Source organism: Mesorhizobium sp. WSM4311 (assembly GCF_002295115.1).
Taxonomy (GTDB): Bacteria; Pseudomonadota; Alphaproteobacteria; order Rhizobiales; family Rhizobiaceae; genus Mesorhizobium.
In genome coordinates, this window is record NZ_NSFV01000004.1 from 605,041 (window position 1) to 630,683 (window position 25,643).

Below are 25,643 nucleotides of genomic sequence, written 5' to 3' on the forward strand. Positions count from 1 at the left end.
TTTGTCCAGAGATCATGCTCCAACAAAGGGCAGATTACGCCGCCCTCAGCCCTTCCCAGGCGGTGAATACCGAGACCGCAAAGAGCAACAGCCCGGCCGCCCGGCCGGCAAGAATGGTCGCCCGCGGATTGGCGATCAAAAGCTTGCGGCTGCGCCCGGCGGTGATGGCAAGCCCACCATAGATCGCGGCCTGCGTCAGCACCGTCATCAACCCCATCACGGTCGCCTGCACCCAGATCGGGCCGTAGTCCGGCTTGAGGAACTGCGGATAGACGGCAAGCACGAACAGATAGGCCTTCGGGTTGATCAGGCAAGTCACCAGCCCCTGGCGAAACGCCTTCCACGCCGAGCGGCTGCCGACAGGCCCGTCATGACCGACGGTTATGGAGCTGCGCATCAGCGTGATGCCGATGAAGGCCATGTAGGCGGCGCCGGCAATCAGCAGCGGCTTGAACAGGATCGGCACGAAATGCATGAGAAGGCCAACGCCAATCGCCCCGTTCAGCGTGTGCACCATGCCGCCGACCATGATGCCGCCGGTCGCGGCCAGGCCCCTGTCGCGGCCGCCGGTCAGTGCATTGGCCAAGACGAACAGCATGTCCATGCCCGGAACGGCGATGATGCCGAACAGCAGGATAAAGAAAAGCCAGAGATTTTCCGCGTAACCCATGTCAGTTGCCTGTCGCCTTGTCCCACCAAGCCGCAGCGGAACCTGTTGATTTTCAATTCGATAGGCAGTCCTATAGGTCGACCCAACTGACAATGGTGTGTCAGTTGCGGCCGGAACGTGGTGAGGAAAATGCGCAAGGCGTCACGCCTGTTCGAGATCATCCAGATCCTGCGGCTGGCGCGGCAGCCGGTGACGGCCGCCATGATCGCCGAGCATTTGGAAGTGACGATCCGATCGATCTATCGCGACATCGCCGCACTTCAGGCGATGCGCGTGCCGATCGAAGGCGGGCGCGGCATCGGCTATATCTTGCGCCCCGGTTTCGACCTGCCGCCGCTGATGTTCTCGATCGAGGAGATGGAGGCGATCGTGCTGTCGCTGGCGCTGCTGGAGCGCACGGGCGACGACGAGCTCAAGCAGGCGGCCAAGCGCGTCAGCAGCAAGATCGCCGGCGCGGTGCCGCCGCCGCTGCGCCAGACATTCGACGCCAATGCGCTGCATGCCTGGGGTTTTTCCGCGCCCTCGGCTGGCACGATCAACCTGGCGCTGGTGCGGCGCGCCATCCGCGACGAGGAGAAGCTCGATCTCTCCTACCGCGACGAACTTGGCCGCGCCTCCGAGCGCCTGATCCGCCCGATCGCGCTAATCTACTACGCCGAAACCGCCAACATCGTCGCCTGGTGCGAGTTGCGTCAGGCGATCCGCAATTTCCGCAGCGACCGCATCGAGGATTGCCAGCCGACCGGGTTGCGGTTCAAGGGCGAAGGCGATCGGTTGCGACAGATCTGGGTGGACGGCTGGGAGACCCCGGCTGTCGGCGGGTAAGGCGAGAGGGAGCTACCGCACATCCACCCAGCGCTTGTCCTCGAAGGAGCGTGCCATGGCATGCACGGTGCGCTCGATCTCCAGTCCCTCGGCGAATTCGATGAGGCGCGCCGGCCTGCCGGCAAGCCGCGTCAGCAATTCGTGGCACTCGATGATCTTGAGGTCGTTGAAGCCCAGGCCATGGCCGGGCGCCGGCAGGAAGGCGTCGTAGGGCTTGTGGTGCGGTGCCACCAGGATGGTACGGTAGCCCTGTTCGGTCGGGCGGTCCGCGGTGAGATAGAGCTGCAATTCGTTCATCCGCTCCTGGTCGAACAGGATCGAGCCCTTCGAGCCGAAGATCTGGATGGCGATGCGGCCCTTGCGGCCCCAGGCCGAGCGATTGACCTGCAGCGTGCCGGCAATGCCGTTTTCCAGATGCATCAGGACGCTCGCTATATCATAGGTCTCGACCGCGCGGCGTCCGCCGCCGGCGAGCTTGCGGTCGGCGTAGGGCTTGGCCATGTCGCAGATGACGCTGGCGACGCGGCCGAACAGGACCGAGACCAGCGACAGCGGATGCACGGCGAAATCGTCGAGCGCGCCATAGCCGGACGCGGCCTCGTGCTTCCAGAAGAACAGCGCCTCGGGATCGGCCATGAAATCCTCATCCATCTCGATGCGCAGATGGTTGACCTCGCCGATGATCTTCTCGTCGAGCAGCGCGCCGATGTGACGGATGGCCGGGCTCTGGATGTAGTTGTAGCCCAGTGCGGCGACCTTGCCAGATTTCCTGGCCGCTGCCGCCATCGCCTCGGCTTCGGCAAAGCTCGGTGCCATCGGCTTTTCGCACCACAGATGCTTGCCGGCCTGGAGAATGGCGATGGCCATTTCCGGATGGAACTGGTTGGGCGTGGTCAGGGAGACGATGTCGACCTCGGGATCGTTGACGACGGCGCGCCAGTTGCCTGAGGCCCTGGCAAAGCCGAACTCGCCGGCCTTGCGCCGGGCAAGCTCCTCATTGACCTCACCGAGATGGACGAGCCGGGGCTTGGCGACATCCGGAAAGACCGCGCCGACGGCACTCCACGCGATGGCGTGGCATTTGCCCATGAAACCCGTGCCGATAAGACCGACGCCGACCATTTTCCGTTTCCTCCGCTGCCTGAAGCACTGCGTGGATGAATTAGTCCATTTTCTCTGGAAATGGAATGTCTGCCTCATTTTTTATGGCGTTCTTGCGCAGGCTCGCTATGATGGGGCAGAGAGGACGCTTCACGGATGAGCTTGGACGGGCCGACGATGGACGAACGGATACCTCGCGACTTCGAGACGCTGCGCGCCACCATCCTCGACCGGCGCGAAAGCCTGCCGAAGCGCATCGCCCAGATCGCCGCCTACGCGCTCGACAATCCCGACGACATCGCCTTTGGCACCGCCGCCAGCATCGCCGCCTCGGCCGGCGTGCAGCCCTCAACCCTGATCCGCTTTGCCCAGCAGCTCGGTTTCGACGGCTTCACCAGCCTGCAGCAAGTGTTCCGCGAGCGGCTGCGCGAGCGCAACTCATCCTATGACGAGCGGCTACAGGCGCTGCGCGCCAAGGCCGAGGGTGGCGCCGGCCACCGGGCGATCTTCGACGGATTCGTCGCCGCCGCCAGCACCTCGCTCGACGACATTTCGCGCACGCTGGATGACGCGCATCTGGAAGACGCGATTTCGCTGCTGGCGAAGGCTCAGACCATCTATGTCTTGGCCAAGCGGCGCTCCTATCCGGTGGCGACCTATATCGCCTATGCGCTGGGCAAGCTGAAAATCCGCAACCAGTTGATCGAATCGGCCGCCGGCCTGAACGCCGAGATGATCGCCTTCGCCACGCCGGCGGACGCCGTCATCGCCATCTCCTTCTCGCCCTATGCGCCGGCCACCATCGAGGAAGCACGCACCATTTCCGAACAGGGCGTGCCGATCGTCGCCATCACCGACAGCTCGTTTTCGCCACTCGCCCAGTTCGCCAGGGTCTGGTTCGAGGTTGCCGAGGCGGATTTCGCCGGCTTCCGTTCGCTGTCGGCGACGATGGCGCTGGCCATGGCGCTGACCGTCGGCGTCGGCGAGAAGCGGCGCGATATGGGCCGCAAGCGCAAAGGCTGATCGGGCACCCTTTCTTGTTTGACCATGATCTTTTCCGAAAACCGGCAGCCACTTTTCGCTTACGCGGTCCCTTGGTTCGGGATCACGGGCAGGCAATTTTAGACGAAGGAATGCTCATTCCATATTGACTATGGATTGGAATTATTATTTCATATTCCCGGCACCACGCTGCCGCTCGCGCGTGTTACCCAAACAATGTTGTTCCTGACAACAAGACTGACGGGAGGATCCAATGAGCGAAGCCGTGGACGCCAAACAGGTGCCGCTCGACGTCATCACCATCGGTCGCGCTTCCGTCGACCTCTATGGCCAGCAGATCGGCTCGCGGCTGGAGGACATCACCTCCTTCGCCAAGTCGGTCGGTGGCTGCCCGGCCAACATTTCGGTCGGCACGGCGCGGCTCGGCCTGCGTTCGGCGCTGCTGACGCGTGTCGGCGACGAGCAGATGGGCCGCTTCATCCGCGAACAGCTGAAGCGTGAAGGCGTCAACACCGACGGGCTGAAGACCGACAAGGAGCGGCTGACCGCCCTAGTGCTGCTTTCGGTCGAGAGCGAAGGCGTTTCGCCGATGATCTTCTACCGTTCGGACTGCGCCGACATGGCGCTGGCGCCGGAAGACATTGACGAGGCCTTCATCGCTTCGGCGCGTTCGATCGTCGTCACCGGCACGCATTTTTCGCGCCCCAACAGCGACGCCGCCCAGCGCAAGGCGATCCGCATCATGAAAGCCAAGGGCGGCAAGGTTGTCTTCGACATCGACTATCGGCCCAATCTGTGGGGCCTCGCCGGCCATGCCGAAGGCTTCGAGCGCTACGTCAAATCGGACCGGGTCTCGGCCCAGCTGAAGACGGTTCTGCCCGATTGCGATCTCATCGTCGGCACCGAGGAAGAGATCATGATCGCCTCGGGCGCCGACGACTGCCTGAGCGCGCTGAAGACGATCCGCGCGCTGTCGTCGGCCACCATCGTGCTGAAACGCGGCGCCATGGGCTGCATCGTCTATGACGGACCGATCAGCGACGATCTGGAAGACGGTGTCGTCGGCAAGGGTTTTCCGATCGAGATCTACAATGTGCTGGGCGCCGGCGACGCCTTCATGTCCGGCTTCCTGCGCGGCTGGCTGGGTGGCGAAGACCATGCGACGGCAGCGACCTGGGCCAATGCCTGCGGCGCATTCGCCGTGTCGCGGCTGCTGTGCGCGCCGGAATATCCGACCTTCGAGGAGCTGCAGTTCTTCCTCAAGAACGGCAGCAAATACAGGGCGCTGCGCAAGGACGAGGCGATCAACCATATCCATTGGGCAACCACCCGGCGGCGCGACATCCCGTCGCTGATGGCGCTCGCCTGCGACCACCGCGTGCAGCTCGAGGACGTGGCTGCGAAGGCCGGTGCCGATCCGGCGCGCATCCGCGATTTCAAGGTGCTGGCGGTCAAGGCAGCGGCGAAGGTCGCTGCCGGCCGTGACGGCTACGGCATGCTGATCGACGAGAAACATGGCCGCGAGGCGATGTTCGAATTCGCCGGGCATCCCTTCGCCTGGCTCGGCCGTCCTGTCGAATTGCCGGGCTCGCGGCCGCTGCGCTTCGAATTCTCGCAGGATATCGGCTCGCAGTTGGTGGAATGGCCGGTCGATCACTGCATCAAGTGCCTGTGCTTCTACCATCCCGACGATCCGGCGGCCTTGAAGGAAGAACAGCAGCAGAAATTGCGCGCGCTGTTCGAGGCGGCGCGGAAAGTCGGCCGGGAACTTCTCATCGAGATCATCGCGGGCAAGCACGGCAAGCTCGACGACACGACCATTCCGCGCGCGCTGGAAGAGCTCTATGCGCTCGGCATCAAGCCGGACTGGTGGAAGCTCGAGCCGCAGGCGTCGAGCGGCGCCTGGGCGAGGATCGAAGCGGTGATCCTGAAGCATGATCCGTGGTGCCGTGGCATCGTGCTGCTTGGCCTGGAAGCGCCGCAGGACGAGTTGGAGGCAGCTTTCGCCGCCACCGCCAAGGCGCCGATCGTCAAGGGTTTCGCCGTCGGCCGCACCATCTTCGTCCATGCGGCTGAGGAGTGGCTGGCCGGCAGGATGTCGGATGACGAGGCTGTCGCCGACATGGCCTCGCGCTTCGAACAGTTGACCGAGGCGTGGCTTGCCGCGCGCGGCCGCAAGGCGGCATAAGAAGGCGCGGCATTGGGACTGCGGAGGAAAACACCATGAGCAAGACAATCCGCCTGACGATGGCGCAGGCGCTGACCCGCTTCCTGTCCCGCCAGATGACCGAGATCGACGGCAAGAAAACGCCGATCTTCGGTGGCGTCTGGGCGATCTTCGGCCACGGCAATGTCGCTGGCATAGGCGAAGCGCTCTACCAGGTGCGCGACGAATTGCCGACCTTCCGCGCTCACAACGAACAGGCGATGGCGCATGCGGCGATCGCCTATGCCAAGGCCAATTTCCGCAGCCGCTTCATGGCGGCGACCTCTTCGATCGGTCCCGGCGCGCTCAACATGGTGACGGCTGCCGCACTTGCGCATGTAAACAGGTTGCCTGTCCTGTTTTTGCCCGGCGACGTCTTCGCCAACCGCATTCCCGATCCGGTTCTGCAGCAGGCCGAGGATTTTTCCGACGGCACGGCGACGGTCAATGACTGCTTCCGTCCGGTCTCGCGCTATTTCGATCGCATCACCCGGCCCGAGCAGATCATCCCGGCGCTGAACCGCGCCATGCAGGTGCTGACCGATCCGGCCGATTGCGGTCCGGTGACGCTGTCGCTCTGCCAGGATGTGCAGGCCGAAGCCTATGACTATCCCGAGAGCTTCTTCGCCGAACGGGTCTGGCACCAGCGCCGGCCACGCCCGGACCGCCACGAGCTTGCCGCCGCTGTGGCGGCACTCAAGGGCGCCAAGAAGCCGCTGATGATCGCCGGCGGCGGCGTTCTCTATTCGCAGGCCTCCGATGCGCTGGCCAAATTCGCCGAGGGCGCCGGTATTCCGGTCTGCGAGACACAAGGCGGCAAATCCTCGCTGCCGGACGATCATCCGCTCAACATGGCGGCGGTTGGCGTCACCGGCACCTCGGCGGCCAACCGGCTGGCTGAAGAAGCCGATGTCGTGCTCGCCATCGGCACGCGCCTGCAGGACTTCACCACCGGCTCATGGGCGCTGTTCAAGAATTCCGGCAAGACCATCATCGGGCTCAACGTCCAACCTTTCGACGCCGGCAAGCACCGCGCCCTGCCACTGGTCGCCGATGCGGCCGAGGGGCTGGCCGAACTCGGTGCCGCGCTGAAGGGCTGGAAGGCGCCTGCCGCCTGGACCGACAATGCGGCCAAGGGCAAGAAGGCCTGGCAGGCCGACGCGGCCAAGGTGACGGCGTCGACCAACGCCGCCTTCCCGTCCGACGCGCAAGTGATCGGCGCCGTGCAGCGGGCCATGGGCTCTGGCGTGACCTTGTTGCATGCAGCCGGCGGTCTGCCCGGCGAATTGCACAAGCTTTGGCAGGCCGGCGCGCCGGGTTCCTACCATGCCGAATACGGCTTCTCGACGATGGGCTACGAGATTGCCGGCGGGCTCGGCACCAAGATGGCCAAGCCCGGCGAAGAAGTCGTCGTCATGATCGGCGACGGCTCCTATCTGATGCTGAATTCCGAGATCGCCACTTCGGTGATGCTGGGTTTGAAGCTGACTATCGTGCTGCTCGACAACCGAGGCTATGGCTGCATCAACCGGCTGCAGATGGCGACCGGCGGCGCCAACTTCAACAATCTCCTGAAGGATTCGCGCCACGAAATCCTGCCCGACATCGACTTCGCCGCGCATGCGGCGAGCATGGGCGCGATATCAGAGAAAGTGCCGTCGATCGCCGGCCTGGAAAACGCCCTGCAGAAGGCGAAGACGAACGACCGCACCACCGTGCTGGTCATCGACACCGACCCGCTGGTCTCCACCGACGCCGGAGGCCATTGGTGGGATGTGGCGGTGCCGGAAGTCTCCGCGCGGCCGCAGGTCAACGCGGCGCGCAAGGCCTATGACGAAAAGCGCCAGATGCAGAGCGTCGGCGATTGATGCAGCTACCCCCCTTCTTCCCGTCCCCATACGGGGAGAAGGTGCCGGCAGGCGGATGAGAGGCAGCACCGGCGGCCCACGAATGAACTGTTCTAAACCGGAGTGACGACTTGAAAGCCAAACTGGGCATGTCCCCCATCGCGTGGTGGAACGACGATCTTGCGGAACTGAGCGATGACGTGTCGCTGGAGGAGTGCCTGCGGCAGTCGCGCTCGGCCGGTTTCACCGGCATGGAGATGGGGCGGCGTTTTCCCAACGACCCTGCCGTCATGCTGCCGATCCTCAAAGCCGCCGACGTGACGCTGTGCGGCGGCTGGTTTTCCGGCACGCTGGTCGATGAGGATATGAGCAAGAACAAGGATCGCATCCAGCCGATGATCGAGCTGTTCAAGGCGGTCAACGCGCCTTGCATCGTCTATGGCGAGGTCGGCCGCTCGATCCAGGGCGACCGCTCGAAGCCGCTGGCCACCAAGCCGAAACTTTCAGGCGACGAGATGAAGGCCTATGGAAGGCGCCTGACCGAATTCGGCGAATGGTGCGCCGAACAAGGCATGCCGCTGTCCTACCACCATCACATGGCGGCTGTGGTCGAGACCGAGCCGGAACTCGACGCCTTCATGCGCCATTCCGGCGAAGGCATTCCGCTGCTGCTCGATGCCGGCCACCTGGCCTTCGCCGGCGGCGATGTGCTGCGCGCCATCGACAACCACCACAAGCGCATCAGCCATGTGCATGTGAAGGATGTGCGCATGGCCGTGATCGACAAGCTCGACCGCACGAAACAGTCCTTCCTCGACGCCGTGGCGCTCGGCGCCTTCACCGTGCCGGGCGACGGCTCGCTCGACTTCGGCGCCATCGTGCAGCGCTTCGCCGACCATGGCTATGAAGGCTGGTTCGTGGTCGAGGCAGAGCAGGACCCGAAGAAGAACCCGCCGCTCAAGATGGCGCAGGTCGGCCACAAGGAACTGATGCGGGTGATGACGGCGGCCGGCTACACGGTCGAAACCCAGGGTTTTCCGAATGCCTGACGCGACGGGTTCACGGCGAGGCAGGTTGCTGTAGATTGGCCCGATGAAAGATTCCGAGCACCCCTTCTTCCGCCCGTTGTGGCGGCGTGTCGCCGTCGTCGCGGTCTGCGTCATCTGGTCGATCATCGAGTTCGCCACCGGCACGCCATTCTGGGGCACCATCGCGCTCGGCTTCGCCGGCTATGCCGTCTGGCAGTTTTTTTATCTGTACAAGCCGGCCGACGAGAACAAGGCGACGGCCGAGTCCGAACCGAAGGAGTAACCCGATGTCCAAGCTGCTCGTCAAAGCCGACAAGGGCCATGGCCGCGTTGCCCATGTGACGCCGAAAAGCGCCGGCTGGACTTATGTCGGTTTCGACCTGCATCGGCTGCAACCCGGCGAAAGCGCCTCGGGAAAGACGGAAGACCGCGAAGTCTGCCTGGTCTACGTCACCGGCAAGGGCACAGCGAAAGCCGACGGCAAGGATCTCGGCCTGCTCGGCGAGCGCATGTCGCCCTTCGAGGGCAAGCCTTGGTCGGTCTATGTGCCGGAGGGATCGGACTGGTCGGTGACAGCTGACACGGATCTGGAACTCGCCGTCTGCTCGGCGCCCGGCCTCGGCGGCGGCCTGCCGGTTCGGGTGATCGGGCCGGACGATCTCGGCCAGGAGGTGCGCGGCAAGGGCACCAACACGCGCTACGTCACCAACATCCTGCCGGAAGGCAAGCCGGCCGATTCGCTGCTGGTGGTCGAGGTCATCACGCCCGGCGGCCACACGTCGAGCTATCCGCCGCACAAGCATGACCAGGACAATCTGCCCGCCGAATCCTATCTCGAGGAGACCTACTACCACCGCCTCAACCCGCCGCAGGGCTTTGCCTTCCAGCGCGTCTACACCGATGCCGACAAGGATGGCCATCGCGCGCTCGACGAAGCCATGGCGATCGAGGATGGCGATGTCGTGCTGGTGCCCAAGGGGTATCACCCCTGCGCCGCCTGCCATGGCTACGACCTCTATTACCTCAACGTCATGGCCGGACCGAGGCGGACGTGGAAATTCCACAATGCGCCCGAGCACGAATGGTTGATGAAGGCCTGACCGGTCCGAGATTCCTCCTGAACCTGTTGATCCAGCTCGGAAAAATCGTCGGCTAAGGACCTATTGGGGTGATTTGCCTTCGAAAACCCTGCAAAGCTTCGTCAATCCGTCATGGAAATCACTTATGGCAGCGGTCTGACGAGGATTTTTGATGCGTTATGCCATCTATTTCACCCCCCGGCAGGACGAACCGCTGGCGCGGATCGCCGCCAACTGGCTGGGCTGTGACCCGTTCGGCGCGGCGACAAGGCCGGTTGAGGCCGTGGCCGATTTGTCGGCGGCGGAAGTTGCCTTCCACACCGCCTCGGCCCGCCGCTATGGCTTCCACGCGACGCTGAAGGCACCCTTCCGCCTGGCCGCCAACGAGACCGAGGCTTCGCTGCGCGCGGGGCTCGACCAATTTGCCGAAGCGACGCCCGTTGTGACGATCCCGCGTCTCGTCGTCAGCCAGATCGACAGCTTCTTCGCGCTGGTGCCGGAGGGGCCGCTGCCGCCGCTCAACCGTTTCGCCGACGAGGTGGTGCGCGATTTCGACCGGTTCCGCGCGCCGCTGACCGAGGCCGAGATCGAGCGGCGCAGCCCGGATTCGCTGAAGCCGGCCGAGTTCCGCAATCTCTGCCAATGGGGCTATCCCTATGTCTTCGAGACCTTCCGCTTCCACATGACGCTGTCGGGCCGCGCCGGGCCACAGGAAAGCCCTCGTTTGCGCGCAGCAATCGACAGCCTGTTCGCGGATGTGCTGCGGCAGCCGGTGCTGGTCGACGCGCTGACGCTGTTTGTCGAACCCGAACCGGGCGCGCCGTTCATGGTGCTTTCACAGCACGCGCTGGGACGCCGCCCGGCAAGGAAAACCGCCTGAACAGCCCTGCTCGAAGAACCAAAGGACTGCCCGAAATGACCGCCGAGACCGTTCTTTCCAACGCCCGCATCGTGCTTGCCGACGAGATCGTCGAGGGGTCGCTGGTGCTGCGTGACGGCTTTATCGCCGACATCGATGCCGGCAGCAGCCACACCAGCGGGAACATGGCCGGCGAGGACATGGGCGGCGACTATGTCATTCCCGGGCTGGTCGAGCTGCACACCGACCACCTGGAAGGCCATTACGCACCCCGGCCGAAGGTGCGCTGGAACCCGATCGCCGCGGTGCTTGCCCATGACGCGCAGGTGGCGACGGCCGGCATCACCACCGTGCTCGACGCCTTGCGCGTCGGCATGGACGAGGACGCCGACCTCACCTTGGCCGATATCCGCAAGCTGGCCGATGCCATCGAGGACAGCGTCGCGCAGGATCGTCTGCGGGCCGATCACTTCCTGCATCTGCGCTGCGAGGTTTCGGCGCCGGATTGCCTGCAGGCCTTTGCCAATTTCGACCGGGACGACCGGGTCAAGCTGGCTTCGCTGATGGATCATGCGCCCGGCCAGCGTCAGTTCGTCAATCTCGAAACCTATGCCTACTACTACCAGCGCAAGCTGAAGCTGACCGATCGCGACTTCCAATTGTTCTGCGAGAAGCGGATGGCGGAATCGGCGCGCTATTCGGCGTCGAACCGCGCGGTGATCGCGGCTGCCTGCCATGAGCGCGGCATCGTGCTCGCCAGCCATGACGACGCCACTTCGGGCCATGTCGACGAGGCGATCGAGCAGGGCGTGCGCGTTGCCGAGTTTCCGACCACCGAGGAAGCGGCGCGCGCTTCGAAGGCCGCGGGCCTGGGCGTTCTGATGGGTGCGCCGAACGTCATGCGCGGCGCCTCGCATTCGGGCAATGTCTCGGCGCGCACGCTGGCCGGCGACGGGCTGCTCGACATCTTGTCATCAGACTATATTCCCTTCAGCCTGATCCAGTCGGCCTTCTTCCTCGGCGACATGGTCGAAGGCATTTCGCTGCCGCAGGCGGTCGCCATGGTGTCGAAGAACCCGGCCGAGGCCGTTGGCCTGACCGACCGCGGCATCATCGAGCAAGGCCGCCGCGCCGACCTGGTGCGCGTGCGTGTGGATGACCATGTTCCAGTGGTGCGCACCGTCTGGCGGCAAGGGCGCCGGGTCGCATGATGGTGTCGGCCTTGATCGAGCGTGAATTGTCAGCTGAAACGTTCCCCGTTCGTCATGGCGTGTTTGTCGCGGTCGTGGGGCCAAGCGGCGCCGGCAAGGACACGGTGATCGGCTACGCCCGTGCCCTCTTCGCCGACGAGACCCGGCTGGAGTTCGTGCGCCGCGTCATCACCCGGCCGAGCGATGCGGCGAGCGAGGATCACGACACGCTGGCCGACGCCGCCTTCGTCGAGGCCGAGGCCGACGGCGCCTTCGCCATTTCCTGGGAAGCGCATGGCTTGCGCTACGGCCTGCCTGCCGATGTCGACTGGTCGGTCGCCAATGGCCATGTGGCGGTGGCGAACGTGTCGCGTGCGATCATTCCCACCTTGCGCGAGCGCTATGCCAATCTGGCCATTGTCGAGATCACTGCTTCGCCTGACGTGCTGGCCTCGCGGCTGGCGATGCGCGGCCGCGAGTCGCGCGGCGAAGTGCTGGCGCGCCTGGCGCGCAGCGCCAATGTGACCCTGACCGGCCCCGGCGTGACCACGATCGACAATAGCGGCCCGCGCGAAGTGGCCGGCGAGCGCTTCGCCGAGCTGCTGCGCAAGGCAATGGCCTTCTCCGACATGTCGGGCATGATCTGATTTTAGGCGTGCATCCCGCAGCGGCAGCGTGCGCGGCTCGATTGGCCCCAAGCGCCGCCCATGGGCGTTCACTTGCTTTCCCGCGGCTTCCGGAGCGCTATGTGGTGCTGACCATAGAAGTGATTCCGGGCCACGCGTCCTAGAACACCCGCTCAGAGAACCCGTGGCGAACGAGACAGGACAGGAAGCTTTGATGCAGACGCTGACGCCCATCCTCCCGACGGTCACGGCGGCATTTCTCGCCTCCTTCGTCGAGGTCGTCGAAGCCTTCACCATCGTGCTTGCGGTCGGCGTGACGCGCAGCTGGCGCCCGGCGCTGACGGGCGCCGCCTTGGCGCTGGCGTTGCTGGCGGCGCTGGTGCTGGCATTCGGACCGCTGCTGGCGCTGGTGCCGATCACCACGCTGCAGTTCGTCGTCGGGGTGCTGCTGATCCTGTTCGGCATGCGTTGGCTGCGAAAGGCGATCCTGCGCAGCGTCGGCGTCATCGCGCTGCATGACGAGGACGCGGCCTTTTCCAAGGAGACCGCCGCCCTCACCCAGCAGGCCAATGACCGCCGCGCCGACCACCTCGCCGGCCTGGCCTCGTTCAAGGCGGTGCTGCTCGAGGGTGTCGAGGTGGTGTTCATCGTCATTGCCGTCGGCGCCGCCCATGGGCAGACGCTCTACGCCAGCCTGGGCGCGCTGGCAGCCTTCGTCCTGGTGATGCTTATCGGCCTGGCGGTGCACCGGCCGCTGGCGCGCGTGCCGGAGAATGCGCTGAAATTCGTGGTCGGGCTGATGCTGACCAGCTTCGGCATCTTCTGGACCGGCGAAGGCATCGGCGCCGACTGGCCGGGCGCCGATCTCGCTCTGCTCGCCATCTTCGCCATCGTCGCGCTGGCGTCCTTTGCCATGGTGCGCTGGCTGCGCGGCACCTATACTGTATCAGCCGGAGGGTTCGCCCGATGAGCGTCATCCGCCTTGTTGCCAGGGAATTCCTCGGCATGTTCGTCGATGACGGCAATCTGGCGCTGCTGGCACTGATGCTGGTGGCCGCCGTCGCGGCGGCGGTGAAGCTGCTGGCCCTGCCGCCGCTGCTCGGCGGCGCGCTGCTGCTGGTCGGCTGCCTCGCCATCCTGCTGCAAAGCGTTCGCCGCGCGGCACGTGCGGTCAAACGATAAAGACGGCACGCATGGCCACTACTTCAGACATCGTTTCGATAGCGAAACGATGTTCGAGGTACACTGGCTATCCCTTGAACGCCGGCAGGGTCAGGCCCTTGACGCCGACATCGAGCGCGAACAATCCGCCCGGATTCTTCTGGCGGACGAAGTGGCTTGCCGGGCGCCTGAGCACGGCCGAGGTGACATAGAGGATGTCGAGATCCTTGCCGCCGAATTCGCAGCACGTCGGCAGGTCGGTCGGCAGAACCACGGTCTGCATCAATTCGCCATCAGGATCGTATCGGCAGACCTTGCTGGTCACCGGGATGGTCACCCAGTAGCAGCCCTCGGCATCGACGGTGGCGCCGTCGGCGACGCCGCCGGTCATCGTCATGTCGATGAACGTTCGGCGATTCTCGATATCGCCGGTGGCGGCATCGAAATCATAGGCCCACACCGCGCCGGCATGGCTGTCGGAGAAATACATGGTCTTGGAATCCGGGCTCCAGGCGAGCCCGTTGGAGCAGCCGATGCCGTCGATCATCTTGTGCACCGACAGATCAGGATCGAGCCGGTAGAGCGCGCCGATGAATTCGATCGGCTGACCCGGCACCTCGAACATCGAACCCGACCAGAAGCGGCCCTGGCGATCCGGCTTGCCATCGTTGAAACGGGTATTCGGCATATGCGATTCCGGGTCAACGATCGCCGCGAACGTGCCGGTCGCCGGGTCGAAGAAGTGAAAGCCATTGGCCATGGTCAGCACAAGGCCGCCCTTCTCGCGCAGGCCGAGGCAGCCGAGATATTCCGGTGTCTCGAAGGTCTCGTCCTTACCGGTCGCTGGGTCGTAGCGATGGATCAGCTTCTTCCAGATGTCGATCCACCACAGCACGCCGGCCTTGGGATCCCAGAGCGTGCCTTCGCCGAGTTCGGCCCTGGCATCGACGACGCAAGTGATTTCGACCATGGTCAGCCCTCTTTTCTCCGCAGCCTGCCGCCGAGGCCGGCGAAGGTCTCGCTGCCGATCGAGACCGTGAGCAGGATCACCGCGCCGTAGACGATGAGCAGCGCGCCGCTCGACAGGTTCAGCGCCGGCAAAAGACCAGTGAGGATGGTGAGCACCATGGCGCCGGCGACGGTGCCCAGATAATGGCCGCTGCCGCCGAGGATGGAGGCGCCGCCGATGGCCACCGCCGCGATCGAGGTGAACAGATAGGCGTCGCCCATGCCGAGATAGGCCTGGCCGGAATAGCCGGTCAAGAGCATGCCGGCGAAAGCGGCTGTGAGGCCCGAGATGACATAGGTGAGGATGGTGGTGCGCGCGGTCGGCACGCCGGAGAATTCGGCGACCGTGGCGCTGGTGCCGAGCGCGTAGAGATGGCGGCCGAACGCCGCCTTGGAGAGCAGCAGCGTCGCCACCAGCGTCAGCGCCAGCCAGATCAGCGCGATGACCGGAAAACCACTGAGCCGCCCCACCGACAGGAACTGGATCAGGGCCGGCGCCGATGGCGTGGGCGAACCGCCGGTCAGCACCAGGATCAGGCCTTGCAGGATCACGTTCGTGGCCAGCGTCATGATGATCGGCGGCACGCCGAACTGGGCAACGCCGATGCCGTTGATGAGGCCGATGAAGGCGCCGCCGGCAAGCAGCAGCGGCATGACCCAGACCAGCGGCAGATCCTGCCCGCCGCACAGCAGCGCCATGATGATTGCGGCCGAATTCAGCACCCAGGGCACCGACAGGTCGATGCCGCCGCCGATGATGACGAAGGTCTGGCCGAGCGCGACGATGCCGACGAAGGCGGCCAGCACGACGGTGGAGCGCATGTTGGAGACCGACAGGAATCCCGGCGAGAACAGCGCCGTGACCAGGAGCAGCGCCAGCATGCCGGCATAGGCGAGCACGATGAGGCGGTTGCGGGCGAGGAAAGCGCTCATTGGGCACGGTTCCTTGCAGCTTTCTCGGCGACGGAACTGGCCAGCACCGAGAGCAGCAGGATGACGCCGGAGGCGACCGGCTGCCAATAGCTCGACACATGCAGGACGAAGACCAGATTGCCGATCAGGGTGAGCACGAAGGCGCCGATCAGCGTGCCGGCGAGATGGCCGCGGCCGCCGAACAGGCTGACGCCGCCGATGACCGCCGCCGCCACCGAAGGCAGGATATAATCCTTGCCGATGGTGGGCGAACCGGCGCCGGTCTGCGTCACCAGGAACAGCGCCGCACCGGCCGCGAACAGGCCGGACAGGCCGTAGGTGACGAGATTGACCCTTGCGATCGAGACGCCGGACAGGAAGGCCGACTTCTCGTTGGAGCCGGTCGCCTGGATGGCGATGCCGACCCGCGTCGCCCGGAACCACCACCAGAACAACAGCAGCGCCAGCAGCATCCAGACCGGGCTGGTCAGGCCGAGGAGCTGTGCGGAAGCGAAGCCGACCCACCATGAGGGAATGCTGCCGCCATCGGTCGGCAGGATGATCATGGCGATGCCGTTGAGGATCGACCATGTGGCGAGCGTGACCAGGAAGGGCTGCAGCTTGAGCAGCGAGATCAGCAGGCCGTTGAGCGCGCCGATCAGGAAACCGAGCGCCAGGATGATCAGCGCCCAAAGTGCTGTGGTCGACGCATCGTCGGTAAAGCGCGTCGCGGCGATCACCGTGCCGAGGCTGATCATGCCGCCGATCGACAGGTCGATGCCGCCGCGCAGCAGCACGATGGTCTGCCCGGTCGCCGCCAGCATCAGCGTCATCGCCGCCGCCGTGTCGAGGTTGAGCTCGTCCAGCGAGAAAACGCCGGATTGCAGGCTGCCATAGATGCCGACAATCAAGGCCAGCATCAGGCAGGCGACCAGGAACGGCGCGCGGTCGAGCAAGCGGCCGCGCCAGTCGATGGCCGGCTTGGTGGGCTTCGTCTTTGCCGGCCTCTGCGCCATCTGCACGGTCTGCTGCACGGACATCACCATGATTCAGGCCGCCCTGGTTTCAAGCATGGCGGCGCGCAGGATTTCCTCCTCCGAAATGTGAACCCCCTCCAGCGTCGCGGCAATGCGGCCGTTGCGCATCACCAGCACGCGGTCGGCGACATGGACGAGTTCCGGCATGTCGCTGGAATGGAACAGGATCGCATAGCCCTTGGCGGCGAGGTCGCGCATCAGCTGGAAGATCTCGCCCTTGGTGCCGACATCGACGCCGCGCGTCGGATCGTAGAGCAACAGCACGCGCGCCTGCGTCAAAAGCATCTTGCCGAAGATGACTTTCTGCTGGTTGCCTCCAGACAGGGTGCCGGCAAGCTGTTCCGGCGTGCCGGCCTTGATACGCAGGAAATCGACCATTTCCTTGACGAGCGCTGCTTCCTTTTGCCGGCTGAGCAAGCCGTTTTCGGTGAAGCGCTTGATGACCGACAGCGTCAAATTCTCGCGCACGCTCTTGGTCAAAAGCAGGCCCTGGCCGCGCCGGTCCTCCGGCACCAGCGCGATGCCGTCCTTGCCGGTCAGCGCCTGGCGCGGATTGCCGATCGAGACCGGCTTGCCCCACAGTTCGATCGAGCCGCTCGCCTTGGTGGCGCCGAACAGCGCCTGAAACAGTTCGCGCTGGCCATGGCCTTGCAAACCGCCAACGCCGAGTACCTCGCCCTCGCGCAGCGCGAAGTCGACGCCGGAAAGCCGGCTGCCGCTCGAAAACCCCTTTACCCCGAGAGCGATGCGATCGGTCGCGGTGGACACACGCTCGGGATAGAGCCGGTCGAGATGGCGGCCGATCATCTGGGTGACGATCTCATTGTCGGACACGGCATCGGCCTCATGCGCGGCGACGGTGCTGCCATTGCGGAAGATGGTCAGCCGGTCGGCGATGGCGCGCACTTCGGCCATGCGGTGCGAGATGAAGATGACCAACCTGCCCTCGGCGGCGAGCTGCCGGGTAAGGTTGAGCAGCCATTCGGCTTCCCGTGCCGGCAGCGCCGAGGTCGCCTCGTCGAGGATCAGGATACGCGGGTCCTTGGCCAGGCCCTTGGCGATCTCGACGATCTGCCGCTCGGCCAGGGTCAGCCGCCGCAACTCCTGATCCGGGCGAAGCGCCGGAAAGTTGTATTTTTCCAGCAGCGCCAGCGTCTTGAGGCGCATCTGCGTGCGATTGACGGTGCCGAGCCACGTGCGCGGCTCATGGCGAAACCAGATGTTCTGTTCGACGCTGAGATCAGGGATCAGCGACAATTCCTGGAAGACGGCGGCGATGCCGCGTGCCTGCGCCGCATCCGGATTTGCCGGGCGATAATCCTGGCCATCAACCACGATCGAGCCGCCATCATGCTGCACGGCGCCCGACAGGATCTGGATGAAGGTGCTCTTGCCCGCACCGTTCTCGCCAAGCAGGGCATGCACCTCGCCGGCGCGGGCGCTGAACGTCGCCTCGCTCAGCGCGACAATGCCGCCATAGCGTTTGGACAGGCCGTTGACAGTGACAAGGTCCATGCATGCGCCTTCGAAAAGCTCTCCCGACATCTTGCGATGCCGGGAGACAGGGTCGTGGTCACGGATGTTACTTGCTGCCGGCGGCTTCCGCAGCGGTGATCTCGACCCAGTCGGGCGTGATCGGCAGCGTCAGGCCCGGCGCCTGGTCCGGGAAGGCATTTTCGCCAATGGCGATCTTGATCATCTTGGTGCCCGGATAGAGCTTGGACTCGAAGGGATCGGTAGTGACGAAATCGCCCTTGACCGAGACGGAACGCTCGGCCGGCTTCTTGCCGGTGTCGAGAATGTCGACCGCCAGCTTGATCGCTTCCGAAGAGAGATAGGCCGGGTTGGATCCCAGGATGCACTTGGCGCCTTGCGTCTGCGCGCAGGTGACGGCGGCGACATTGTAGGAGAAGCCGACGACCGGGACGATCGGCCGGCCGGCATCCTTCAGCGCCTGGATGGCGCCAGAGCCATAGCCTTGCGTCATGATGCCGTCGATCTTCGGATTGGCGGCAAGCAGCGCCGCGACACCCGACTGTTCCGGTCCGAGCGCATAGTTGCCGTTGTAGTAGCCGACGACCTTGATGTCGGGATATTTGGCCAGCACCTTCTCATAGCCCCCCTGCAGCTGCGCCGAGATCGGCGCGCCGGCGAGGCCGCGGTCGAGGATGATGTTGCCCTTGCCGCCGAGCTGCGTGGCCATCCACTCGGCCATGACGGAGGGGATGCGGTCCCAGTCTGAAGCAACGGCATAAGCGCAGGGTTCGGTCACCACCTGGTCGAAGGAGATGACGACGATGCCAGCGTCGCAGGCTTTCTTGATGGTCGGGTTCAAGGCCGAGTCCGAACCGGCATCGACGAGGATGGCGTCCGGCTTCTGGCGGATGATGTTGTTCAGCGAGTTGATCTGCGCCTGGACGGTGTTCTCGACATTCTCGATCTTGAGGTCGACACGGCCCTTCAGCGGTCCCTTGTTGACCGAGACGGTGGCGACGCGCTCCATCTGCTGGCGCCAGTCATTGCCCACGAAATTGTTCGAGAGATAGATGGTGTAGGGCTTCTTGTCCTCGGCGTGGCCAGTCTGCATGCCGGCAGCCATCATGGTGGCGGCAAAAGCTGCTAGGCCGATGTTACGGCTCAATGATTTCATGATTTTCTCCTCCCGTTTTTCGTTTCGCGCCTGATGTGGCGCATCGCAATCACCAAATCAGGTTCCCGAGGCCTCCTTGGGGGTGATCTCCACCCAGCTCGGCGACACCGGCAAGGAAAGCCCTGGCGCGAGATCCGGAAATACGGTCTTGCCGAGCTCGATCTTCACCGCCGAGGAATTCGGTGTGTATTTGGCGTCGACCATATCCGTGGTCAGGCCGGGTGAATTGAACAGCACGGTGGTGTCGGCGGGCTTCTTGCCAGTGTCCAGTATGTCGACCGCGAGCTTGATGGCTTCGGCCGACAGCGACGGCGGATTGGCGCCGAGCCAGCATTTGGCGCCCTTGGTCTCGGCGCAGGTGACACCGGTGCCGTTGAAAGCGGCGGCGACGATCGGCACCATCGGCCGGTCGGCATTCTGCAGCGCCTTGATGGCGCCGGTGCCGTAGCCCTGCGAGAAGATGCCGTCGACTTCCGGATGCGCGGCAAGCAGGCTGGCCACGCCTTCCTGCTCGGGTCCGGCGGCATAATTGCCGTTGAAATAGCCGACGATCTCGATGCCGGGATATTTCTTCAGCACGGCACCAAAGTTCTTCTCGAACTGTTCCGAAATCGGCGCGCCGGCGAGGCCGCGATCCATGAAAACCTTGCCCTTGCCGCCAAGGATGGAGGCCATCCATTCGGCCTGGTTGTTGGCCATGATGTCGAAGTCGGAATGCAGCTTGTAGGCGCATTCGGCCGACACGGTCTGGTCGAAGCTGACGACGATGATGCCGGCGTCGCAGGCCTTCTTGATGGTGGGATTGAGCGCCTCGGCCGACGACGCATCGATGAGGATGGCAGCCGGTTTCTGACGGATGATGTTGTTCAGCGAATTGATCTGAGCCTGAACGGTGTTCTCGGCATTTTCGATCTTGAGGTCGACGCGGCCCTTCAGCGGCCCCTTGTTGACGGCGACATTGGCGACGCGTTCCATCTGCTGGCGCCAGTCATTGCCGACGAAATTGTTCGAGAGATAGATGGTGTACGGTTTCGGGGTCGATGTATGGCCCGGCATCGCAGCCATCGACGCCGCGAACCCGGCAAGCGCCACGAAGCAGGCGCTCAAGCTCCTTAGTCTCATGGTCTTCCTCCCTGTATTTCCTGCCCAGCCGGTGATGGACTGCGCCATCTTAGTCGGATGAAGACGCTAAATTGATACCGGTACCAATCACCTTTGTCAATTTGCCCAGACTTGCCAAAGGCTGCGTCCACGAGCCGAATTCGCCGGAGTTCCCCTCTTGCGACGTCTCCCGTGGCCGACCCTCCAGCCTAGCTATCATGCTATTATAATTTTATGAGCCTGTCTATGCGATGTCAGCAGAAAATCCCGCCTCCGGCGCGCTTCAGGACAGGTCGTTCGGCGCGTCGTAAGTGATGCTGAAGATATCGGCGGGGTGGCGGGCGACCGAGAATTCGATGCTGCGCTGGTCCGCCGACTGGTAGAGCATCTCTACCGTCAGCACCGGACTGCCGAGCGTTATGCCGAGGTCGGCGGCAACCGCCTCGTCGGCGATCTCGGCGCGCACCGTGACATGCGCCACGTCGAGTCGCAGGCCGAGATGTTTCTGCACCGAACGGAAGATCAGCACGTCGGAAAAATCCTCCCGCTTCAGGCGCGCGCCGATGTCGGGCGGGAAATAGGTGGTGATCTGCGCCTTGCGCTGTTCGCCGATCGACAGCACGCTGCGCAGGCAATAGCCGGCCTCGTCCTTGCCCATGCCGAAATGGCGCTGGAGCACGGGCGAAACCTCCTTGCGGTAGGATTTCACCGTCAGCTCGGCATCCTTGGTGAAGGCCGCCATGTCGGCGAAATTCTTGAACTTCCAGCTCAGATTGACCGAGGGGCTGCGCGCCGCGACCACGGCAGGCTTGGCCGAACGCTTGCGGATCAGCCCGTCGGCCTCGAGATCGCGCAGCGCCTGGCGAACCGTGATCAGGCTGACGCCGAAATGCTCGGCGATGGTCGCTTCCTTCGGCAGTTCGCCGCCGACGGGGAAGGTGCCGTTGCCGATCGGCTCGCGCAAAATGTCGGCGAGCTGGCGGTAAAGCGGCCCGTTGGCGCGGCCGAGCGTGCGCCTGGGAAGACTGTCTATGGTCGGGTGGTCCATGTGCCTCGTCGCGCCTGTGTCGAAGCTTTTATAATAGCTTCCCACGCCCGAGGCTAGGCAAGGCTGTTGACGATCAACCGTCTCAGACAAAGAGCCGAAGCGGCTGTTCGATCGCCGATTTCAGGGTCGCGAGCCATGCGGCAGCGGTAGCCTCGTCAACGCTCGCCGCGTCTGTCGTCAGCAGGCATTCGGCATGATCGCCCGGCGTGTCGGACGAAACGGTCAGGCGCATGGTGCGGCCCGGCAGAAGCGGCGTCATCATCGGCCTGATGTCGCTGGCCGGCAGCAGCCGCAGGGATAGGGTCGCTGGAGTTTCCGTCTCATCCCGGCTGTCGGCCAATGCCGCAAGCCGCAAGGCGCGCAGCGATGTCAGGGCCATTTCGGGGATCATGGCGAATACGGTTTGCCGGCCTGCCAGTTCCAGCGCCACGGAAGCGCCACCGAACCTGGCTGCCTGCGGCATCTCGACAAATGCTCGACCGGCGGCACGCAGCAGCACGTCGTCGATGGCGAACACATGGCCCGAGCTCTCAAGCGCCGCCAGCAGGTCTTGCAGCGCCCCGAGGGCAACGGCGGTGGCAAAGGCGGCGATCCGGTGCGCGGTCGGGGATAGGGCCGCTGCCGGGGCGACGGCATTGGGCGAGGCGAGCGGTGCGGCAACCGGAACGAAGCCTTGCACATCGGCGGCCAGGATGCGCCCGCCAGGACCGCTGCCGCGAAGTGTTTCGAGCGGCAGGGAACGCTCGCGCGCCAGGCGGTGGGCATAGGGCGAAACCGCCACCCGGACCTGCGCCGTCGCGATGTTCATTTCAGATACTCCGAATTCACGCAGTTGGTCAGCCGTCCCTCGGTGAGATAGGCGTGGACCACCTCGATCGATTTCAGCCGGAGGTCGCGCATCGACGCCGGGCTGTAGAAGGCGGCATGCGGTGTGACGATCAGCCGATTGGCGATCCAAGGCTCGCGGGCGCGCCAGGCGGCGAGCAGCGGATGATCGAGATCGCCGGGCTCGCTCGGCAAGACGTCGAGGCCGGCGCCGGCGACGATGCCCTCGCGAATCGCCGCTTCCAGCGCGTCGAGATCGACGATCGGACCACGTGCGGTGTTGATGAGGACAAGGCCTGGCCTGGCGGCGGCGAAGGCGGACGCGCCAAGCAGCTTGCGGGTCTCCTCGCTGAGCGGCGTGTGGACGCTCACCACATCCGCCCGCTCCATCAATTCACGGAGCGAATGGACGCGTTCGTAGCCGGTCGACAGGTCGACACCGGACAGAAGGTGCGGGTCGTAAAACACCACCTTCATATCGAAGGCGGCGGCGCGACGGGCGGTCGCAAGTCCGATGCGGCCGAGACCGACAATGCCGAAGGTGGCGCCCTTGTGCCGGCGGACCAGCGGCGCCTTGGAGAAATGCCAGCCTTCGGCGCCATAGCTGGAAAGCTCGGCGCCATAGGCCGATGTGCCGCGCGTCAGCGCCAGCATGAGGCCGATGGCGTGATCGGCGACCTCGGTGGTGCCATAGTCCGGCACGTTGCAAGCCGGAATCTTCCGCGCACCCCAGCCCGCCGTATCGATGTTGTCGAAGCCGACGCCGGAACGCACCGCTATGCGCGCCTTGGGAAAGGCCGATGGCGCGGCGGCGACATTGTGGGTGGGCGAATAGTTGATGACGGCGTCGACCACCTCGCAGACGGCAGGATCGAGCGCGGCTGCCTTGTCGTTGGTCGAGCGGGCGAGGATGAACTCCATATCGGGATAATGCTGCCGCTCGAGTTCGGCCTCGTCGGCGGCTTGCCAGTTGGCGCACAGGATCTTCATGCCAGCCCCTTCGGATTTCAAGTTCGGTGATGGGTTATTTCTTGATGCCGCCGATGCGGCCGCCCATCGGCACCACGGCGCCGACCGGCTGATCGATGGCGTTGAGTGTCCCGCTGGCCGGTGCCTCGATCTCGACCACGGCCTTGTCGGTCTCGATCTCGGCGATCAGTTCGCCTTCCTTGACCTGATCACCGACCGTCTTCAGCCATTTGACGACGGTGCCTTCGCTGACGGTGAGATCGCCGAACGGCATTGTGATCGGCTCGTCGTCGCTGGGAGCGGCAGCCGCTGAAGCGGCGGGCAAGGATCTGGCTGGAGCAGGCGCTGGGTTAGCCGGCGCAGCACTTTTCAGGCCGACCGTATACCAATGGTCCGGCACCGGCGGTTGGCCCGATATGACGTCGCGCACGCCCTGGGCGATGCGCGCCGTGTCGACCAGCATGGCGCGCTCCAGCACTGGCGCGAAGGGATGCGAGGTCGGCGCGGTGTGCAGCCTTCCCGGTGGGGCGTCGAGTTCGTCGAAGGCGAACTCGTTGATGGCCTGGGCGATCTCGCCGCCAAGGCCGCACATCGCCCAGGCTTCGTCGACGATGAGCAGGCGATGGGTCTTTCGGACGCTGGCGACGATGGTGTCAATGTCGAGCGGCATGATGGTGCGGGGATCGATCACCTCCGCCTCGATTCCTTCGGCGGCGAGCGCCTCGGCTGCCTCCAGCGTGCGCTGCACCATCTGGCCGGCGGCAACGATGGTGATGTCGGTGCCTGCCCGCGCAATGCGCGCGACGCCGAAAGGCACAAAATGCTCGCCGACCGGCACCTCGCCCTTGGAGGCGAACAGCGCCTTGGGCTCAAGCATGATGACCGGATCGCCGGCCCTGAGCGCGGTCTTCATCAGGCCCTTGGCATCGGCAGGGGTCGACGGCACGCAGACGATAAGGCCCGGCATATGGGCGAAGACCGGATGATAGATGCCGCTGTGATGCGGCCCGGAGCTGCGCAGCGCGCCGGCGCCGACGCGCACCACCATTGGCGCGCTCATCAGGCCGCTGGTCATGTAGCGCAGCTTGGCCGCCTGCAGGAAGATCTGGCCGGCGGTTTCGAAGGCAAAGTCGGCGAACATCAGGTCCGAGACGGTGCGCGCTCCGGTGGCCGAGGCGCCGACGGCGGCGGCGGTGAAGCCCTGCTCGGAGATCGGCGTGTCGACCATGCGCTCGGCGCCGAATTCCTGCCAGAGGTTTTTGGTGTGAGCGAAACTGCCGCCGCGCTCGCCGGTGCCCTCGCCGAAATAGAGGATCGCCGGATTGGCGCGCATTTCCTCGGCGATGCCGTCACGTACGGCCTCGAGCCATCCCTGCGTGCGGGTCTCGCCGACGGCTCGCCAAGCCAAGGCGGCGGGCGGATTGATCGGATCGGCAAAGACATGCAGAAGCACCGTCGCCGGATCGGGCTCGGGCGAGTTGCGGGCAAAGGTCAGAGCCTCCTCGACCACCTTCTCGATCCTCGCTTCTATTGCCGCGAGCGCCTCGGCATCGGCGATGCCATAGTCCTCGATCAGCCGCTTGCGGAACATGTCGATGGGGTCGCGCTTGATCCAGGCGTCGAGTTCCTCCTGCGTGCGATAAGTGCCGATGACCGGATCGCCCTCATGGTGACCGACGGTGCGGTAGGTCTTGGCCTCGATCAGCGTCGGGCCCTTGCCGGAACGGGCGCGCTCGGCGGCCTCCTTCATCGCCAGCCAGACGGCGAAGACGTCGTTGCCGTCGACCGCAACCCCAGGCATGCCGTAGGAGGCGGCCTTGGTGGCGATCTCTGGGTTCAGCGTGATCGACTTCAGCGGCGTCGCCGTGGCGTAGAGGTTGTTCTCGCAGATGAAGACCGCCGGCGCCCGCTGCACGGCGGCGAAGTTGAGCGCCTCGTGGAAGCCGCCATGGTTGGCGGCGCCGTCGCCGAAGAAAGCGACGCCGATGTCGTCGCGGCCCTGCTGGCGAGCGCCCATGCCGATGCCGACGGCATGGCCGATGCCGGCGGCGACGATGCCGTTGGTGCCGAACAGGCCGACCGAGCGGTCGTAGAGATGCATGGTGCCGCCGCGGCCGCCGCAAATGCCGTCAACCTTGCCGAACAGCTCGGCCATCACCCGGCCGGGATTGGCGCCCTTGGCCAGCGCGTGGCCGTGGCCGCGATGGGTCGATGTCACCCAGTCGGTTGGCCGCAGATGCGCGCAGACGCCGACGCCCGTCGCCTCCTCGCCGATATAGAGATGCAGGAAGCCGGGTGTTTCGCCCTTGCGGCAGGCGATCTGGGCGATGCTTTCGAAACGGCGCAAAAGTACCATGCGTTCGAACAGATCGAGCAGGATTTTTGGATCGGGCAGGTTTGGAGCGCCCTTGAAATCGTCGCGTGCGCGCGCCGCAGACATTGCCACCAGAGCCTCCCTGAAATGCGTCCGACGCCGGGCGGCAGAGCGCCGGCGGCGAG

General features: G+C 64.8%; 24 protein-coding genes. 12 read left to right on the forward strand and 12 right to left on the reverse strand.

Annotated elements, in window-relative coordinates:
* Positions 1–34: 34 nt before the first annotated feature.
* Complete coding sequence (locus tag CK226_RS13690; RefSeq protein ID WP_095773124.1) at positions 35–670, reverse strand: LysE family translocator; 636 nt, start codon at positions 668–670, stop codon at positions 35–37.
* Positions 671–799: 129 nt separating this feature from the next.
* Between CK226_RS13690 and CK226_RS13695 the strand changes: the two genes are divergently transcribed.
* The gene (locus CK226_RS13695) at positions 800–1,495 is read left to right on the forward strand and encodes a YafY family protein (RefSeq protein ID WP_095790247.1); all 696 of its coding nucleotides are present in this window, start codon (positions 800–802) and stop codon (positions 1,493–1,495) included.
* Positions 1,496–1,507: 12 nt separating this feature from the next.
* Here CK226_RS13695 and CK226_RS13700 read toward each other — a convergent pair whose 3' ends face one another.
* Entirely contained in the window at positions 1,508–2,617 is a 1,110-nt protein-coding gene (locus CK226_RS13700; RefSeq protein WP_095792121.1) for a Gfo/Idh/MocA family oxidoreductase, read from the reverse strand.
* A gap of 156 nt (positions 2,618–2,773) precedes the next feature.
* Between CK226_RS13700 and CK226_RS13705 the strand changes: the two genes are divergently transcribed.
* The 11 genes from CK226_RS13705 to CK226_RS13755 all read left to right on the forward strand — a co-directional run bounded on the left by CK226_RS13705 (position 2,774) and on the right by CK226_RS13755 (position 13,615).
* Entirely contained in the window at positions 2,774–3,619 is an 846-nt protein-coding gene (locus CK226_RS13705) for a MurR/RpiR family transcriptional regulator (RefSeq protein WP_179296099.1), read from the forward strand.
* Between the two features lie 232 nt (positions 3,620–3,851).
* Positions 3,852–5,786 carry a 5-dehydro-2-deoxygluconokinase gene (gene iolC, locus CK226_RS13710; RefSeq protein WP_095792122.1) on the forward strand — a complete coding sequence of 645 codons (1,935 nt, stop codon included), beginning with the start codon at positions 3,852–3,854 and terminating at the stop codon, positions 5,784–5,786.
* A gap of 35 nt (positions 5,787–5,821) precedes the next feature.
* Positions 5,822–7,672 carry a 3D-(3,5/4)-trihydroxycyclohexane-1,2-dione acylhydrolase (decyclizing) gene (gene iolD, locus CK226_RS13715; protein ID WP_095792123.1) on the forward strand — a complete coding sequence of 617 codons (1,851 nt, stop codon included), beginning with the start codon at positions 5,822–5,824 and terminating at the stop codon, positions 7,670–7,672.
* A gap of 110 nt (positions 7,673–7,782) precedes the next feature.
* Positions 7,783–8,700 (forward strand): myo-inosose-2 dehydratase, encoded by a 918-nt coding sequence (gene iolE / locus CK226_RS13720; RefSeq protein WP_095790243.1) that lies wholly within the window; start codon positions 7,783–7,785, stop codon positions 8,698–8,700.
* Positions 8,701–8,743: 43 nt separating this feature from the next.
* Complete coding sequence (locus CK226_RS13725) at positions 8,744–8,962, forward strand: hypothetical protein (protein WP_010912852.1); 219 nt, start codon at positions 8,744–8,746, stop codon at positions 8,960–8,962.
* Positions 8,963–8,966: 4 nt separating this feature from the next.
* Entirely contained in the window at positions 8,967–9,779 is an 813-nt protein-coding gene (gene iolB / locus CK226_RS13730) for a 5-deoxy-glucuronate isomerase (protein ID WP_095773131.1), read from the forward strand.
* Positions 9,780–9,930: 151 nt separating this feature from the next.
* Positions 9,931–10,638, forward strand: coding sequence for a DUF1045 domain-containing protein (locus CK226_RS13735; protein WP_095773132.1), 708 nt, complete (start codon positions 9,931–9,933; stop codon positions 10,636–10,638).
* Between the two features lie 35 nt (positions 10,639–10,673).
* A complete protein-coding gene (locus CK226_RS13740; RefSeq protein WP_095792124.1) occupies positions 10,674–11,828 on the forward strand; it encodes an alpha-D-ribose 1-methylphosphonate 5-triphosphate diphosphatase in 1,155 nt (384 codons plus the stop codon).
* On the forward strand, positions 11,825–12,454 hold the full coding sequence (phnN, locus tag CK226_RS13745) for a phosphonate metabolism protein/1,5-bisphosphokinase (PRPP-forming) PhnN (RefSeq protein ID WP_179301044.1): 630 nt from the start codon (positions 11,825–11,827) through the stop codon (positions 12,452–12,454). Before CK226_RS13740 ends, phnN begins: the two co-directional genes overlap by 4 nt.
* A 193-nt stretch (positions 12,455–12,647) precedes the next feature.
* The gene (locus CK226_RS13750) at positions 12,648–13,403 is read left to right on the forward strand and encodes a COG4280 domain-containing protein (protein WP_095773134.1); all 756 of its coding nucleotides are present in this window, start codon (positions 12,648–12,650) and stop codon (positions 13,401–13,403) included.
* Positions 13,400–13,615, forward strand: a complete 216-nt coding sequence (locus CK226_RS13755; protein WP_095773135.1) for a hypothetical protein — start codon at positions 13,400–13,402, stop codon at positions 13,613–13,615. Before CK226_RS13750 ends, CK226_RS13755 begins: the two co-directional genes overlap by 4 nt.
* 67 nt (positions 13,616–13,682) lie before the next feature.
* On the opposite strand, the gene CK226_RS13760 is transcribed toward CK226_RS13755, so the two are convergent.
* The 10 genes from CK226_RS13760 to CK226_RS13805 all read right to left on the reverse strand — a co-directional run bounded on the left by CK226_RS13760 (position 13,683) and on the right by CK226_RS13805 (position 25,584).
* Entirely contained in the window at positions 13,683–14,564 is an 882-nt protein-coding gene (locus CK226_RS13760) for an SMP-30/gluconolactonase/LRE family protein (protein ID WP_095773136.1), read from the reverse strand.
* Positions 14,565–14,566: 2 nt separating this feature from the next.
* Positions 14,567–15,535 carry an ABC transporter permease gene (locus CK226_RS13765; protein ID WP_095773137.1) on the reverse strand — a complete coding sequence of 323 codons (969 nt, stop codon included), beginning with the start codon at positions 15,533–15,535 and terminating at the stop codon, positions 14,567–14,569.
* The gene (locus CK226_RS13770; RefSeq protein WP_095792125.1) at positions 15,532–16,560 is read right to left on the reverse strand and encodes an ABC transporter permease; all 1,029 of its coding nucleotides are present in this window, start codon (positions 16,558–16,560) and stop codon (positions 15,532–15,534) included. Before CK226_RS13770 ends, CK226_RS13765 begins: the two co-directional genes overlap by 4 nt.
* Positions 16,561–16,563: 3 nt before the next feature.
* Positions 16,564–18,066, reverse strand: coding sequence for a sugar ABC transporter ATP-binding protein (locus CK226_RS13775; protein ID WP_245437743.1), 1,503 nt, complete (start codon positions 18,064–18,066; stop codon positions 16,564–16,566).
* 67 nt (positions 18,067–18,133) lie between these two features.
* The gene (locus CK226_RS13780; RefSeq protein ID WP_095792127.1) at positions 18,134–19,201 is read right to left on the reverse strand and encodes a sugar ABC transporter substrate-binding protein; all 1,068 of its coding nucleotides are present in this window, start codon (positions 19,199–19,201) and stop codon (positions 18,134–18,136) included.
* A gap of 57 nt (positions 19,202–19,258) precedes the next feature.
* A complete protein-coding gene (locus tag CK226_RS13785; protein WP_245437744.1) occupies positions 19,259–20,323 on the reverse strand; it encodes a substrate-binding domain-containing protein in 1,065 nt (354 codons plus the stop codon).
* Positions 20,324–20,585: 262 nt separating this feature from the next.
* Positions 20,586–21,350 carry a GntR family transcriptional regulator gene (locus tag CK226_RS13790; RefSeq protein WP_095773141.1) on the reverse strand — a complete coding sequence of 255 codons (765 nt, stop codon included), beginning with the start codon at positions 21,348–21,350 and terminating at the stop codon, positions 20,586–20,588.
* A gap of 82 nt (positions 21,351–21,432) precedes the next feature.
* A complete protein-coding gene (locus CK226_RS13795; protein ID WP_095792128.1) occupies positions 21,433–22,158 on the reverse strand; it encodes an E3 binding domain-containing protein in 726 nt (241 codons plus the stop codon).
* Positions 22,155–23,165: a C-terminal binding protein gene (locus CK226_RS13800; protein ID WP_095773143.1), complete on the reverse strand. Its 1,011-nt coding sequence runs from the start codon at positions 23,163–23,165 to the stop codon at positions 22,155–22,157. The genes CK226_RS13795 and CK226_RS13800 overlap by 4 nt, the downstream gene beginning before the upstream one ends.
* A 34-nt stretch (positions 23,166–23,199) precedes the next feature.
* The gene (locus tag CK226_RS13805) at positions 23,200–25,584 is read right to left on the reverse strand and encodes a thiamine pyrophosphate-dependent enzyme (RefSeq protein ID WP_245437751.1); all 2,385 of its coding nucleotides are present in this window, start codon (positions 25,582–25,584) and stop codon (positions 23,200–23,202) included.
* Positions 25,585–25,643 lie beyond the last annotated feature (59 nt).

Bases quoted from the DNA above. Each gene is read 5' to 3' on its own strand.
- iolC (WP_095792122.1), top strand. From the start codon at position 3,852: ATGAGCGAAGCCGTGGACGCCAAACAGGTGCCGCTCGACGTCATCACC.
- CK226_RS13750 (WP_095773134.1), top strand. From the start codon at position 12,648: ATGCAGACGCTGACGCCCATCCTCCCGACGGTCACGGCGGCATTTCTC.
- CK226_RS13805 (WP_245437751.1), bottom strand. From the start codon at position 25,584: ATGTCTGCGGCGCGCGCACGCGACGATTTCAAGGGCGCTCCAAACCTG.
- CK226_RS13690 (WP_095773124.1), bottom strand. From the start codon at position 670: ATGGGTTACGCGGAAAATCTCTGGCTTTTCTTTATCCTGCTGTTCGGC.
- CK226_RS13800 (WP_095773143.1), bottom strand. From the start codon at position 23,165: ATGAAGATCCTGTGCGCCAACTGGCAAGCCGCCGACGAGGCCGAACTC.
- CK226_RS13790 (WP_095773141.1), bottom strand. From the start codon at position 21,350: ATGGACCACCCGACCATAGACAGTCTTCCCAGGCGCACGCTCGGCCGC.
- CK226_RS13780 (WP_095792127.1), bottom strand. From the start codon at position 19,201: ATGAAATCATTGAGCCGTAACATCGGCCTAGCAGCTTTTGCCGCCACC.
- CK226_RS13700 (WP_095792121.1), bottom strand. From the start codon at position 2,617: ATGGTCGGCGTCGGTCTTATCGGCACGGGTTTCATGGGCAAATGCCAC.
- CK226_RS13705 (WP_179296099.1), top strand. From the start codon at position 2,774: ATGGACGAACGGATACCTCGCGACTTCGAGACGCTGCGCGCCACCATC.
- CK226_RS13695 (WP_095790247.1), top strand. From the start codon at position 800: ATGCGCAAGGCGTCACGCCTGTTCGAGATCATCCAGATCCTGCGGCTG.
- CK226_RS13765 (WP_095773137.1), bottom strand. From the start codon at position 15,535: ATGAGCGCTTTCCTCGCCCGCAACCGCCTCATCGTGCTCGCCTATGCC.
- CK226_RS13775 (WP_245437743.1), bottom strand. From the start codon at position 18,066: ATGGACCTTGTCACTGTCAACGGCCTGTCCAAACGCTATGGCGGCATT.
- CK226_RS13760 (WP_095773136.1), bottom strand. From the start codon at position 14,564: ATGGTCGAAATCACTTGCGTCGTCGATGCCAGGGCCGAACTCGGCGAA.
- CK226_RS13725 (WP_010912852.1), top strand. From the start codon at position 8,744: ATGAAAGATTCCGAGCACCCCTTCTTCCGCCCGTTGTGGCGGCGTGTC.
- CK226_RS13795 (WP_095792128.1), bottom strand. From the start codon at position 22,158: ATGAACATCGCGACGGCGCAGGTCCGGGTGGCGGTTTCGCCCTATGCC.
- phnN (WP_179301044.1), top strand. From the start codon at position 11,825: ATGATGGTGTCGGCCTTGATCGAGCGTGAATTGTCAGCTGAAACGTTC.
- CK226_RS13755 (WP_095773135.1), top strand. From the start codon at position 13,400: ATGAGCGTCATCCGCCTTGTTGCCAGGGAATTCCTCGGCATGTTCGTC.
- iolB (WP_095773131.1), top strand. From the start codon at position 8,967: ATGTCCAAGCTGCTCGTCAAAGCCGACAAGGGCCATGGCCGCGTTGCC.
- CK226_RS13770 (WP_095792125.1), bottom strand. From the start codon at position 16,560: ATGGTGATGTCCGTGCAGCAGACCGTGCAGATGGCGCAGAGGCCGGCA.
- CK226_RS13735 (WP_095773132.1), top strand. From the start codon at position 9,931: ATGCGTTATGCCATCTATTTCACCCCCCGGCAGGACGAACCGCTGGCG.
- CK226_RS13785 (WP_245437744.1), bottom strand. From the start codon at position 20,323: ATGAGACTAAGGAGCTTGAGCGCCTGCTTCGTGGCGCTTGCCGGGTTC.
- iolD (WP_095792123.1), top strand. From the start codon at position 5,822: ATGAGCAAGACAATCCGCCTGACGATGGCGCAGGCGCTGACCCGCTTC.
- CK226_RS13740 (WP_095792124.1), top strand. From the start codon at position 10,674: ATGACCGCCGAGACCGTTCTTTCCAACGCCCGCATCGTGCTTGCCGAC.